The sequence below is a fragment of the Microbacterium wangchenii genome, from assembly GCF_004564355.1.
GTDB lineage: Bacteria > Actinomycetota > Actinomycetes > Actinomycetales > Microbacteriaceae > Microbacterium > Microbacterium wangchenii.
In genome coordinates this window covers 213,435-225,712 of the sequence record NZ_CP038266.1, presented here as the reverse complement: position 1 = coordinate 225,712, position 12,278 = coordinate 213,435, and the positions used below count along the sequence as shown (strand labels likewise).

Genomic DNA, 12,278 nt, shown 5'->3' with positions numbered 1-12,278 from the left:
GTGAGTCATGGAGACGAGGCGACGCGTCGCATTCAGCTGAGCCTGCGCAAGCCCTGGTTCGCGCTCTACGCCGGGGTTCGGCCCACGCTCGTCATCGCCGGGCGTGGCCAGCCGGCACAGTGGGGCGTGGGCACGTGGCAGGTTCCCGCCGACCGCTCGGTGACGGTGGGTGCGTACCTGTTCAACCGCGCGTGGCGGTTCGGCCAGGCGGAGTTCTCCCTGGATCCCGGTGACCGGCCATCGCTCGTCTATCGCGCGCCGGCGCTGCCGTTCCTCCGCGGGCGCATCCACGTCGCGGAGGTCGACGAGACCTGACTACACCCGGTGGCGTGGTGTTAAGTATTCCTACACATCCGTCTTGGTGCGCGGTAGGGTGCAGTAGGCCCAGCGGGAGAGCGAATGTCCACTGCAGAGAACATCGGCGAGCGCATCCGCCGCATCCGGCAAGCGCGCGGCGTGAGCCTGCGCAAGGTGGCGCAGCAGTTGGGCGTCTCCCCCAGCCTCATCTCCCAGGTCGAGACAGGGAAGAGCCGCCCGTCGGTGGCGACCCTGTACTCCCTGGCCGGCCTGCTCGAAGTCTCGGCCGACGAACTGCTGGGGATCGAAGGCACCACGAGCGTCCCGAGCTTCGCCGCCGCACCCCCTCTCACCCCGGAGGTGCAGCGCGCGAGCGAGAATCCGATGATCGAGATGGAGGACGGCGTCCGCTGGGAGCGGCTCGCCAGCCGCCCGGATGGCCGCACGGATTCGCTCCTCGTCACCTACCAGGCGGGCGCCTCCAGTTCCCCGACGGGCAAGCTCACCCGGCACTCCGGCTTCGAGCAGGCCTTCATCCTGGAGGGCGAGCTCATCCTCCGGCTCGAGTTCGACGAGTACGTCCTCGGACCCGGTGACTCTCTGCAGTTCGAGTCCGCGCGGCCGCACCTCTATCTCAACCGCAGCACCGCGCCGGCCCGCGGGGTGTGGTTCGTCATGGACCGCAACGGCGCGGGGCTCGAGGCGGAGCCTGCTGCCGACGGCGGGCGCTGGCGGCCGCATCCGCCCGCCAATCCCTTGAACGTGCTGCGTCGGTTCGACCACCTCGATTGACGCTGAATTCGGTGTTCACTGTGCATTGACATAGTGACCCCTCAATGTCACGCTCTGTTTAACACTTCGGCGTCGACATTGGAGTCACTCATGGCAGCCACGGCACTCCGTCCCGAGATCAGCACGATCGTCGACCAGATCGACGAACTGCGTCCCACGCTCACCGCGGGAGGACGCGACGCAGACCGCGACCGCCGCATCCCGCAGGATGCGTTCGACGCCGTCGCGGCGACGGGCGCATTCAGCATCTCCGCTCCGACCAGCGTCGGCGGGCTCGGCGCGAACACGGCCGAGTGCCACGCGGTGGCCCGCGCCATCGGCCGCGGCGACGGCAGCATCGCGTGGGTGCACGGCATCCTCGACTCCGGCGCATGGGTCGTCTCGCTCATGGACGAGCAGGCGCAACAGGACGTGTGGGGAACCGACAAGGGCGTGAACTCCTTCATCTCCATCGTCCTGGCCACCACCTCCGACACCGAGCGCGTCGACGGCGGGTACCGCGTGACGGGCAAGTGGGGATACGGGACGGGGAGCCTGCACGCCGACTGGTCGTTGCTGGGGATCCCGCTGAAGAACGAGGCCGGTGAGGTCGTGGACGCCGGCCTGGCCCTCATCCCCACCTCCGAGCTGTCGATGGAGGACAACTGGTTCGTCGCGGGCATGAAGTCCACCGCCAGCGTCATGCAGATCGCCGACGACGTCTTCGTCCCCGCACATCGGGTCTTCCCCCTCACGGCCGCGGTCGAAGGCGGGTATCTGGGTGGCAACGACGAGCAGACCTACCGCACGGTCTTCGTCCCGTCCCTGTTCATGAAGCTCATCGGCCCGCACCTGGGAATGGGACGCGCCGCGCTGGACTACGTCATCTCCAAGGCCGAGAGCAAGGCGATCGCGTACACCGGCTACGAGAAGCAAGCGGACTCAGCGGTCTTCCAGAGCGCCATCGCCAAGGCCGCCGTTCAGCTCGACGCGGCGGAGCTCGTCGCGCGCGAGCTGGCCGACCGCATCTACGACGGCTCCGCCAACGGCACGTACGCGCCGTACGCGGAGCGGATCGAGATGCGCGCGAAGGCCGGGTGGGTGGTGGAGACCATCACCACGATGATCAACGACCTGATGACCGCCCACGGCTCGGCCGGCTTCGCCGAGTCGGCCCCGCTCCAGCGCGTGTGGCGCGACCAGGCCACGGCCAGCCGTCACGGCCACACCCTCGCCGCCAGCGGGTTCGAGGCCTACGGCAAGGTGCTGTTCGGCCGCGAGGACGACGCACGATTCGTCCTGCCGATCGTCTGACCGGCGGGCACCCCTCCGAGAGGAGCTCACGATGAATTCCACCGTCTCCGAGCCGCAGATCTCCGCCGGCGACTTCACGCACGCGTTCCGCCACCACCCCGCCGGCGTCGCCATCATCACCGCCGACGCCGGCGACGGTCCGGTCGCGATGACGGTGAGCTCGGTCGCATCCGTCGCCATCGATCCGCCCACCCTCGTGTTCTCCGCATCCGGTCGCTCCTCCAGCACGCCGACGATCCGCCGGGCGGAGACGGTCGTCGTGCACCTGCTGGCCTCGGATCAGGTCGAGCTGGCCAAGCTCGGGGCCCGCAGCGGCGTCGAGCGTTTCGGTGACGACGTGGAGTGGGGCCGGCTGCCGACCGGTGAGCCGTATTACCCGCGCGCGAACGCGTGGCTGCGCGGACGGGTCATCGAACGGCTGGACGTGCACGGCTCGACCCTCGTCGTGGTCGAGGCCATCGAGGCCAAGCCGCGCGCGGAGACGCCGGAGAGGTCACCGCATCCGCTCGTCTACCATGACCGCAAATGGTTCGTGCTGAACGAGCACGCCGCCCTCCCCCGCACCGTCGTGCCGTTCTACGCCGTCTACGGGCGGGGCGACTGACCGCTTCTTCCGCCGCATCCGATCGAAACCCCTCCAAGGAGCATTCATGACCAACGACCGCATCAGCCGTACCGCCTCCCCCACCGTGCCCGGGATCTCCGACAGCACGCGGGTGACGAGCGGCGACCTCGTCTTCATCTCCGGCCAGGTGGGATTCGAAGCGGACGGCTCCGTGCCGGAGAGCTTCGAGCGGGCGATCGAGCTGACGTACGGCGAGCTCGAGCGCGCGCTGACGGCGGCGGGGGCGACGTACGAGGATGTGGTGCGCGTCAACGTGTACATCACCCACCTGGACCAGGAGAAGCTCGCGACCTGGCGGCGCACCCGCGACCGCATCGTGCGGGCCCCCGAGCCCTCCGCCAGCACCGTGATCGGCGTCTACTCGCTGTACAACGGCGCCACGATCGAGATCGACGCGATCGCCGCCGTCTGACGCCGTCTCCTGACGCCGCTCGACGCCCCTACTGCCGCGGGCCTGAGCGGCCTGGGCATCACGCCACCCAACATGCCCGCGCGACGCCACGAGGCGGAGCCGACGACACGAAGGAGTGTCATGAACATCAGTGGTTCGACGAAGTTCCCGGCAGCAGCCGATACCGACTACTCGATCTGGTCTCTCGAGTACTGCCACGCGGATATGCCGCACGACTTCTTCGGAGGGTCCGGCCTGTTCAGCAACAGGGGCATCATTCGCATCCCGATGCTCTACACCCTGCTCATCGGCGGTGAAGTCGGGGGCAAGCAGCACGTCGCACTGGTGGACTGCGGATTCCGCAACGACTACTGGCTCGAGCGCTACGCATTCTCGAACTGGGAGAGCCCTACCGAGGTGCTCGGGCATGTGGGGATCAGCCCCGAAGACGTCGACGTCATCCTCGTCTCGCACATGCACTTCGACCACGTCGGCAATTTCGAGGCGTTCCCCAACGCGCAGCTTTATGTGCAGTACGAGGAGTTCACGGGGTGGTCGTCGGCTGTGGACCTGGCCAACCACATGACCACCGAAGAACAGAAAGCATGGATCTTCTCCTCCTTCGACCCGCTCGATCTCGCCAAAGCCGCCCAGGGCATCGCCGACGGACGGATCCGTTTCGTTCATGGAGACGAGGAGCTCCTTCCCGGCGTGACCGCCCGCTTGGCAAGGGATTCGCACACCTTCGGATCGCAGTGGTTCAAGATCCAGACTCGCAACGGCCCCTTCGTCGCCGCCGGAGACACGGTGTACTGGTACTCCAACATCGAAGGCATGTGGGCGCCCGGCTACGTGCAGGGCAACACCTTCAACCTGATCAGCCTGTACCAGACGCTCCAGGAGGAGCTGCAGGGCGAGACGAGCAGAATCATCCCCGGCCACGATCCCGAAGTCGCTCTACGGCACAGCTCTTGGCTCTCCCCCAGTGGCAACTCGATCGCGGAGCTCAATCTTCGCGAGAACGATCGATCGCGTCGTCCCGATGGGGCTCCTCGGCTCCTACGCTGATCCGCCCCCTACTCAAGGAGCAAGGAATGACCGGAAGCACGCCGTTGTACCGCGACTTCACGAGCGTGGACGAATTGAACCGCGCCTACGACATCGAGGCGACAGTGCCCGACTTCGGCGCGTATGCCGACGACTTCGTCGCGCGCAGCGCCGCGTACCGCGACGAAGCCCGAGGTCTGCTGGACGTGCGCTACGGACCGACCCTCGATGAGACGTACGACGTCTTTCTCCCGCAGACGGATACCCCGGGCCCCCGCTCCGCGCTGTTCTTCATCCACGGCGGCTACTGGAAGGCCACGACGAGCAAGGTCTGGAGCTACGTCGCCCGGGGCCTGGCGGCGCGGGGTTTCGTTGTGGCAGTGGAGAACTACGCGTTGTGCCCACGCGTGAGCGTCGCCGAAATCGTCCGCCAGCATCGCGCGGCCTACGCGCATTTCTTCACGCATGCCGCGGACTACGGTGTCGATGCCCGCCGCATCGTCATATCGGGCCACTCGGCAGGAGGCCACGCTGTCGCCACGCTGATGCAGGCTGACTGGGCCGGCGAGTACGGGCTTCCTCGCCAACCATTCGCTGGCGCGCTGCCCATCAGCGGGGTCTTCGACCTTCGCCCACTCGTTCACACCTTCCTCAACGCCGACCTGCACCTGGACGAGAGTGCAGCCGAGGACATCAGCGTCCTCAGCACGCCACCCGTAGTCCCTGCGCTCGTCGTCGCGTACGGGAACGACGAGACGCCGGAGTTCGAGCGCCAGTCGATCGATTTCGCGGCCATGGTCTCGTCAAGCGGACACCCCGTAGATGTGTTGGTGAGGGAGAACAACCACTTCGACATCCTGGAGTCGCTGGCTGACGGCACCGGGGAGCTGGCCCAAATCGTCGAACGGCTCGCTGGCGGCTGACACCGCTTCCGCGGCGGATCACGGGTCGATCCGCCGCGGCGGCCCGATCTCCGCCTTCGCCTCCGTCGGCGCCACCCTGCCCGCTCTCTCCGGCACGACCGGCTACCTCACAGGGTCATCACCGTCCCGAACTCCTCGAAGTTGCGCCCCATCCGGCCACAACCCGCCGAAATGGCGCGGATGGGATCGAGTTTGAGGAGTTCGGGCGAGAGTCGAAATCCGAGGCCGGCGGGAGACAACAGGTCCCGGACGCGCCCGCGTCCGGCCGCCTCACCGCCTCACCACCGTCCGAACTCCTCAAAGTCCCGCCCATTCGGGCCCACAACCGGGCGAAACGACGCGGGGCGCCTCACTCTTGAGGAGTTCAGGCGAGGAAGGCCGGGCGCGAACCCACCCGGGCAGGGTCAGGGGGCGACGACGCGCAGTGTGCAGCCCACGGCCTCCCGGCTCTTCATCACCGCGATCGAGTCGGGCTCGGCGGCGTACTTCGCGTCGAGCACCCGGTCGATGTCGCGCTGGATCGGGTCGTCCTCGGGGACGGACTCGACCGCCACGGCTTCGGACGGCAGCTCGAGCGCGGCCTGACGGTCGCGCTCGGCGATCCTGCCGTCCCCCAGCGCGAACTCCACGTCACGCCCGGCGAGCACGTGGCGGTACCACCATGACGACGGCCCGTAGGCCGATCGCAGGTACGGCACGCCGTCCACCACCATCGCCCAGATGGGGGTCGCGACACGCGTGCCGTCGGCGCGGCGGGTGATGACGGCGACCACGCGGGTCTCATCCAGAACGCGAACCACATCGTCGAAGGCCATGGCCGAGGGTAGCGCGGTGCCCTGGGCGGAGCGAGGTCCTTGGTGGGCCCTCTCACCAACCGCTGCTGCGCCGCACCGCCGCGACGGCGTCCGCGAGAGAGAGATCACCGACCTCGATGATCTGCTCCTCGTCACGAGGAGGCACCTTCCACCGAGCGCCCGACGTGTGGATGATGCGGGCGATCACGGCATCGGAGGCGTGCAGGATGTCGTCGCCCGCGAGCAGCGGACCGCCTTCGTCACGGCGGGACAGGGCGCGCGCACGTCGCTCGGCATCGGGAGCACTCAGCCGGAGGAAGACGACCTCCGACGTGGGCAGGGCCGCGCGCACGGCCTCCGGCTCGATCTCCCACGGTGCGACCGCGACGAACCGCCGGGCACCCGCTTGCTGGAAGGTCGCGTGCACGCGCGCCAGATTCGCCAGGCCGACCGGTCGATCAACGTTCCACGCGAACGACAGCTGACGGACATCGGCGAATCCCACGCGCCTTCCCGCCTCCCAGTCGTGCGTCGCCACCTCCCAGCCGATCCGCGAGGCGCCCGCCAGCCGCGGGCCCGTGATCCACAGGACGCGGCCACCTCCCAACCCCGCGTCCGGGCCGGCGGGCTCGGCGCTCTCGCCGGGCATCGCGGTGACACGCCACCTCGCCAGCACGTCCTCGGCGGTCGCCGCAGCCGACCGTCTCTCGGTGTCGACCCGCTCCCAGGCCGGATGGACTCGTGCCGCCTCCGCGGTGCCGGCGGCGAGGGACCGTTCGACCTGCTCCGGCTCGTTCCGCCGCACGTCGAGGCGTTCGCGCCGGGTCTCCTCCGAGGCATCCAGCCACACGGAGTGCACGGAGATCCCGGGGATCGTCGGCGGTGGGTCATCCGGCCACGCGACTCCCGAGACGACCAGCCGAGCCACTCCCGCACGCGCGAACTCGCCGGCGACCGCCGTGAGCGCACGCTCTTTGAGCGCCCACCGATCCGGGTCGCCCGCAGGCGGCGGATAGCACATGCCCAGCTGGTCGATATCGACGAACCCGGATGCGACGCCCTCGGCCACGAGGCGCTGTGCGATCGCCCATGCCGTCGTCGACTTGCCGACGCCGGCCGCGCCCGCCAGCCGCAAGAGGTCCATCCGCTGCAGCATAACCAGCAGGCTCGGCGGACCGCGCCCGCGTCAGGGGCCCAGCAGCTCCGTCAGGACGGTGACCACGCCGTACTCGGTGTTCGCGGGCGCACGGAATCGGGCCCGCGCGGCGACCTCGTCATGCGCGTTGGCCATCGCGTACGACCAGGCCGCGGCATCCAGCAGCTCGAGATCGTTGAGATAGTCGCCGAACGCGACGGTCTGCTCCCGCGTGATGCCGAGCGTCTCCTGGAGCCGGCGGAGGGCCGTGCCCTTGTTGACGTCGCTGTTCATGATGTCGACCCAGTGCCGGCCCGAGACCACGACCTGATGACTGGCGGCGATGTCGGCGAGCTCGGGGTAGACCGACTCCTCGGCACTCTCGAAGGCGTACACCGCCACCTTCAGCACGTCGTCGTCCACGCTCGTGAGGTCGTCGACCCGCGCGAGCTCGGCGTAGTAGCGCTCGGCCTCGGTCACGAACGCCGGATCGCGCCGCTCGATGTAGGCCGAACGCTTGCCGCACACGACCACGCCGATGTCGTGCCGCGTGGCGACCTCCCGCAACCGCGCCAGCACGTGCTGCACGAACGCGGAGTCCATGACGTCGCTCGACAGTTCGACGCCGTCGCGCATCACGATCGTGCCGTTCTCGGCGATGAAGGCCAGGTCGTCGGCGGATGCGCCGAATTCGCGGCGGAGCGTGGCGTACTGCCGGCCGCTGGCCGGCGTGAAGACGATGCCGCGGGCGAGCATGTGCTCCAGCAGCGCGTCGAAACCGGGTGGCAGCCGGCCCTCGCCGTCGAGCAGCGTGCCGTCCATGTCGACGGCGACGAGGCGGATGTCGAGGCCGTCGCGCGGCGGAGCGTCGAGCACGCGCGGGTCAGCCGAGGACATCTGGCACCTCCGCCGACTTTCCGAGCACGTGCTGGGCGAGGAAGGCGAACACCGTCTCGTACCAGACCACGGCGTGCTGGGGCTTGAGCACCCAGTGGTTTTCGTCGGGGAAGTACAGGAACCGGTGCACGAGCGACCCGTCGTCCGCCCCGAAGTGCTCGTTCAGCTCCGACCACAGCCGCAGGCTCTCCCCGATCGGCACGCGGTAGTCGCGGTCGCCGTGGATCACCAGGAGAGGAGTGCGGATGTCGCGGACGAACCGGTGCGGGGAGTTCTCGGCCATCGCCTCGGGCGTGAAGATGCGCTGCCAGTACGCCGAGGAGTCGGTCGTGCCGGCGAACTGGTCGAGGGCCCACAGGCTCGCATGCGTGACGGTGGCGCGGAACCGGTCGGTGTGGCCGGCGACCCAGTTGGCCATGTAGCCGCCGAACGATCCGCCCATCGCCGCCGTGCGGGTCTCGTCGATGTCGTCGCGGGCGACGGCAGCGTCGGTGATCGCCAGGAGGTCGGTGTAGGGCTTGCCGCCCCAGCTGTTCCACCCGCGGGCGATGAAGTCCAGCCCGTAGCCGGTCGAGAGCGCCGGGTCGGGGAGGAGCACCGCGTAGCCGCGCGCGAGGGCCAGCTGCGGGTTCCACCGCCAGCTCCACGCGTTCCAGCTGTTGAGCGGCCCGCCGTGGATCCACAGCAGGAGCGGAGCCGGATGCTCCGCCGAAGCGCCGTCGGGAAGGAGCAGCCAGCCGCGCACCCGGGCCCCGTCCTCCGCCGTGGCCTCCACCTCCGTCATGGACCCGGCCGCCTCGGGGAGCGCGACCGGTGAGGCCAAGGCCGTCACGGCGCCGTCACGGCCGACGCGGACGGCGTGCGGCGGCGCCATCCACGACGAGCGCAGCGCGACCAGGTCGCCGGTGGCGCGGTCGACGTGCACGTGCGTGTAGGTGAACTCGTCGGCGGTGAGCTGCACGACCGGTCCGCCCTCGAGGGGGACCCGGAAGATCGGTCCGCGCCCGTCCTGGTCGGCGGTCACGATGAGGGCGGAGTCGTCGGCGTCGAAGGCGAGGGCGCTCGGCCACCGATCCCACCCCGCTGCCAGTCGTCGCGGGTTCGCGCCGTCGAGGTCCGACACCCACAGCTCCTGGTCGGCGGGGCCCTCCGGCGACCCGAAGCCCGAGCGCACGAAGGCGAGCGTCGTGCCGTCGTGGCTGATGGCGGGCATCTCGAAGTACGTGCTGCGCTCCTCGAACAGGGTCGTGCGCTCCCCGGTGGCGGTGTCGATCGCCACCAGGACGTGGCGGGAGTCGCGCCCCTCGGGGATCTGCAGGGATGCCACGAGCGTCGCGCCGTCGGGGGTGAGGGCGGCGCCGGCGATGTCGGCTGTGCGGCCCGGGTTCGGGGTCAGGTCGCGCGGCCGCGGGAGCGTGGACGGGTACGGCTTGGCCGCATCCGCTTCTGCCTCGTCGTCCGCCTCCGAGGCACCCTCTTCGGCCACCGCGGCGATGGTGTCGGCCAGGGCATCGAGGTCGAGCGCGAGCAGGTGCGGCTGGGCCGGCCCCAGATCGTGGTCCCAGAACCTCACCGGGTAGGTGTCGTGCAGGATCGCGGACACCTTCCGCTTCTTGCGATCGGCGCGCAGCCGCGCGTCGTCTTCGAGGGTCTGGGCCGACGGCATCAGGTCGGCCGAGAGGACCAGGCGAGTGGATGCCTCGGCCACCGCCGCGATCCCGCCCGCGCCGCCCGCCAGACGCGTGACCGGCCGCGCCTCTCCGCCACCGGCGGGGAGCAGCCACAGCTGACCCGACTCGCCGTCTTCCTCGGCTTCGGCGTCCGGTCGAGCACTGATGAACAGCACATCGCCGTCCGCGGTGAACACCGCGCCGGATTCCCCCTTGGCCGAACGGGTCAGGCGCCGGGGGGCGCCGGCTCCCTCAGCCGGAACCTCCCACAGCGACCGCTCGTACGCCGTGCGGTCTTTCGTGAGCGTTGCGACCGTGAGGACGACGCGCCGGCCGTCGGGCGACAGCGCGAGCGCTTCGATGCGCGGGAGGGCGATGTACTCGTCGAGGGAGGAGAACGCAGTCGAGGGCATGCCTTTCACGCTATCCCGCCTGCGGCGGTCGGGCGGCGGCGCGTCAGGCGGACGGGCGAGTGGCCTGCCCGTCGAGCCAGAGGCGGTCGCTGTCGTCACTGTGGGCGCTGCCCGAGCCGACATGCTTCGAATCGATGCGGTCGCCCTTCGTGATGACGTGCACGAGGGCCATGCCGTGCCCGCGCCCCAGGTCGTACTCGTTCTTCAGCCACTCCAGGATGGGGCCGGCCTTCGTCTGCGGACCGAACCCGCGCTCATGGGCCTGCTCGACGAACTGCCGCGGCGTGAGGCCGGTCTTCGTCTCGATGCTGTCAAGGTATGCCTGGAACGACACGGTGGCCCCCTGGATGACGGGTTGTGATCGGGCTGTCCCCGCACTGTAGGACGATCGGAGGCTGGAGGCCAGGGGCCAGGGGCCGAAACACCGATTCTTGAGAAGCGGAAGCCGCTCATGCCACGCTTCGTATATAACACCCCGATGAAGGAGAGTTCATGCGCTGGAAGTCCCGCCTCGCCGCCGCCGCGATCGCCACCGCCGTCATGGCGGGTGGGACGGTGGTCACTGCGGCACCCGCCGTCGCCGCCGACCATCGCATCGCGGTGGACGGCATCCACAAGAAGGCGGACTGCGTCTACGCGCAGAACTCGTGGCGTACGCACATCCTGCGCAAGGGCGGCAAGATCTACGCGGGCGAGGGCTGCCTGTACGCCGGTGCCGCGCGCAAGTGGATGTTCAGCATCAGCTACACGCTCTGACGCACGGTCAGGGCGCCAGGCGCTGCGCCTTGGCCCGGAGCACGGTGCTCTCCCGCGCGTTCGTCGCCAGGGCGGCGGCCGTGAGCAGCTCGGCGCGTGCCTCCGCGGTGCGGCCCACGCGTGCGAGCAGCTCGCCGCGCACGCTCGGGAGCAGGTGCGACCCCTGGAGCGCGGCGGCGTCTGCCAGCGCGTCCACGATCTCCAGCGCCGCCTCCGGGCCCGACGCCATCGACACGGCCACGGCGCGGTTCAAGGCGACGACGGGGCTCGGCGCGAGACGGCCGAGGGCTTCGTACAGGAGCACGATCTTCTCCCAATCGGTGTCGTCGACGCTGGCCGCTGTCGCATGGCACTGCGCGATCGCGGCCTGCAACGCGTACGGGCCACGCCCCCGCCCGAGTGCGTCCGCGCGGGCGAGCGCGACTCGTGCACGCAGGATCTGCGGGCGATCCCACTTGGTCCGGTCCTGATCGGCCAGGAGCACGGGCGAGCCGTCCGGGGCCACGCGCGCGGAGAACCGCGACGCCTGAAACTCCATCAGCGCCAGGAGCCCGAGGACTTCGGGCTCGCGGGGCACGATGCCCGCCAGGACTCGTCCGAGCCGCAGCGCTTCGGAGGCGAGCTCCCGCCGGATCCACAGATCCCCCACGGTCGCGGCGTACCCCTCGGTGAAGACGAGGTAGACGACCCCGAGCACCCCCGCCAGCCGCGCCGCCCATTCCGCCGGCTCGGGCGTCTCGAACGGTGCGCGCGCCGCCGCGAGCGTCTTCTTCGCGCGGGTGATGCGCGCCTGCACCGTCGGCACCGGAACCAGCAGCATCCGTGCGATCTCCTGCGTGGACAGTCCGCTGACCACCCGCAGCGTCAGGGCGATCTGCGACTCCCGCGAGAGCACCGGATGGCACGCGATGAACACCAGGCGGAGCACATCGTCCTCGATCGGCTCCCACTCGTCTTCGGCGGTCTCGGCGAGCGCGTGGGCGATCGCGCGATGACGTTCGTCCAGCGCGGCGCGACGTCGCCACGAGTCGATCGCGCGACGCTTGGCCACCATCGTGAGCCACGCGCCGGCGTTGCGGGGGACGCCGGTCTGGGGCCACTTCTCCAGCGCCTCCACGAGCGCTTCTTGAGCGAGGTCCTCCGCAAGGCCGACGTCGCCGGTGGCCCGAGTGAGCGTCGCGACGATGCGCGCGCTCTCGATGCGCCAGACGCCGTCGACCGTGCGGTGGATGTCCTCGGCCATGA

General features: G+C 69.8%; 14 protein-coding genes. 8 read left to right on the top strand and 6 right to left on the bottom strand.

Going from position 1 to position 12,278, the window contains the following annotated elements:
* From E4K62_RS01040 to E4K62_RS01010, 7 genes are all read left to right on the top strand, one after another.
* Entirely contained in the window at window positions 1-315 is a 315-nt protein-coding gene (locus E4K62_RS01040; protein WP_135062746.1) for a hypothetical protein, read from the top strand.
* An 84-nt stretch (window positions 316-399) separates the two neighbouring features.
* Window positions 400-1,089, top strand: coding sequence for a helix-turn-helix domain-containing protein (locus E4K62_RS01035; RefSeq protein ID WP_135062744.1), 690 nt, complete (start codon window positions 400-402; stop codon window positions 1,087-1,089).
* Between the two features lie 90 nt (window positions 1,090-1,179).
* A complete protein-coding gene (locus E4K62_RS01030) occupies window positions 1,180-2,382 on the top strand; it encodes an acyl-CoA dehydrogenase family protein (RefSeq protein ID WP_135062742.1) in 1,203 nt (400 codons plus the stop codon).
* Window positions 2,383-2,413: 31 nt separating this feature from the next.
* A complete protein-coding gene (locus E4K62_RS01025; protein WP_135062740.1) occupies window positions 2,414-2,986 on the top strand; it encodes a flavin reductase family protein in 573 nt (190 codons plus the stop codon).
* A 46-nt stretch (window positions 2,987-3,032) separates the two neighbouring features.
* On the top strand, window positions 3,033-3,419 hold the full coding sequence (locus E4K62_RS01020; RefSeq protein WP_135062738.1) for a RidA family protein: 387 nt from the start codon (window positions 3,033-3,035) through the stop codon (window positions 3,417-3,419).
* Between the two features lie 120 nt (window positions 3,420-3,539).
* Window positions 3,540-4,466, top strand: a complete 927-nt coding sequence (locus E4K62_RS01015) for an N-acyl homoserine lactonase family protein (RefSeq protein ID WP_167747686.1) — start codon at window positions 3,540-3,542, stop codon at window positions 4,464-4,466.
* 26 nt (window positions 4,467-4,492) lie between these two features.
* On the top strand, window positions 4,493-5,368 hold the full coding sequence (locus E4K62_RS01010) for an alpha/beta hydrolase (protein WP_135062732.1): 876 nt from the start codon (window positions 4,493-4,495) through the stop codon (window positions 5,366-5,368).
* 404 nt (window positions 5,369-5,772) lie between these two features.
* On the opposite strand, the gene E4K62_RS01005 is transcribed toward E4K62_RS01010, so the two are convergent.
* The 5 genes from E4K62_RS01005 to E4K62_RS00985 are packed head-to-tail and all read right to left on the bottom strand — an operon-like array spanning window position 5,773 to window position 10,611.
* Window positions 5,773-6,183 carry a DUF2255 family protein gene (locus E4K62_RS01005; RefSeq protein WP_135062730.1) on the bottom strand — a complete coding sequence of 137 codons (411 nt, stop codon included), beginning with the start codon at window positions 6,181-6,183 and terminating at the stop codon, window positions 5,773-5,775.
* A 52-nt stretch (window positions 6,184-6,235) separates the two neighbouring features.
* Window positions 6,236-7,306 (bottom strand): P-loop nucleotide/nucleoside kinase family protein, encoded by a 1,071-nt coding sequence (locus tag E4K62_RS01000; RefSeq protein ID WP_167747685.1) that lies wholly within the window; start codon window positions 7,304-7,306, stop codon window positions 6,236-6,238.
* A 42-nt stretch (window positions 7,307-7,348) separates the two neighbouring features.
* On the bottom strand, window positions 7,349-8,194 hold the full coding sequence (locus tag E4K62_RS00995) for a Cof-type HAD-IIB family hydrolase (protein WP_135062726.1): 846 nt from the start codon (window positions 8,192-8,194) through the stop codon (window positions 7,349-7,351).
* Window positions 8,181-10,277, bottom strand: a complete 2,097-nt coding sequence (locus E4K62_RS00990) for a S9 family peptidase (protein WP_135062724.1) — start codon at window positions 10,275-10,277, stop codon at window positions 8,181-8,183. The genes E4K62_RS00995 and E4K62_RS00990 overlap by 14 nt, the downstream gene beginning before the upstream one ends.
* Window positions 10,278-10,320: 43 nt before the next feature.
* Window positions 10,321-10,611, bottom strand: coding sequence for a DUF4287 domain-containing protein (locus tag E4K62_RS00985; RefSeq protein ID WP_135062722.1), 291 nt, complete (start codon window positions 10,609-10,611; stop codon window positions 10,321-10,323).
* 158 nt (window positions 10,612-10,769) lie between these two features.
* Here E4K62_RS00985 and E4K62_RS00980 point away from each other — a divergent pair, with 158 nt between their 5' ends.
* Window positions 10,770-11,033: a hypothetical protein gene (locus E4K62_RS00980; protein ID WP_135062720.1), complete on the top strand. Its 264-nt coding sequence runs from the start codon at window positions 10,770-10,772 to the stop codon at window positions 11,031-11,033.
* Window positions 11,034-11,040: 7 nt separating this feature from the next.
* On the opposite strand, the gene E4K62_RS00975 is transcribed toward E4K62_RS00980, so the two are convergent.
* Window positions 11,041-12,276, bottom strand: coding sequence for an RNA polymerase sigma factor (locus E4K62_RS00975; RefSeq protein ID WP_135062718.1), 1,236 nt, complete (start codon window positions 12,274-12,276; stop codon window positions 11,041-11,043).
* Window positions 12,277-12,278 lie beyond the last annotated feature (2 nt).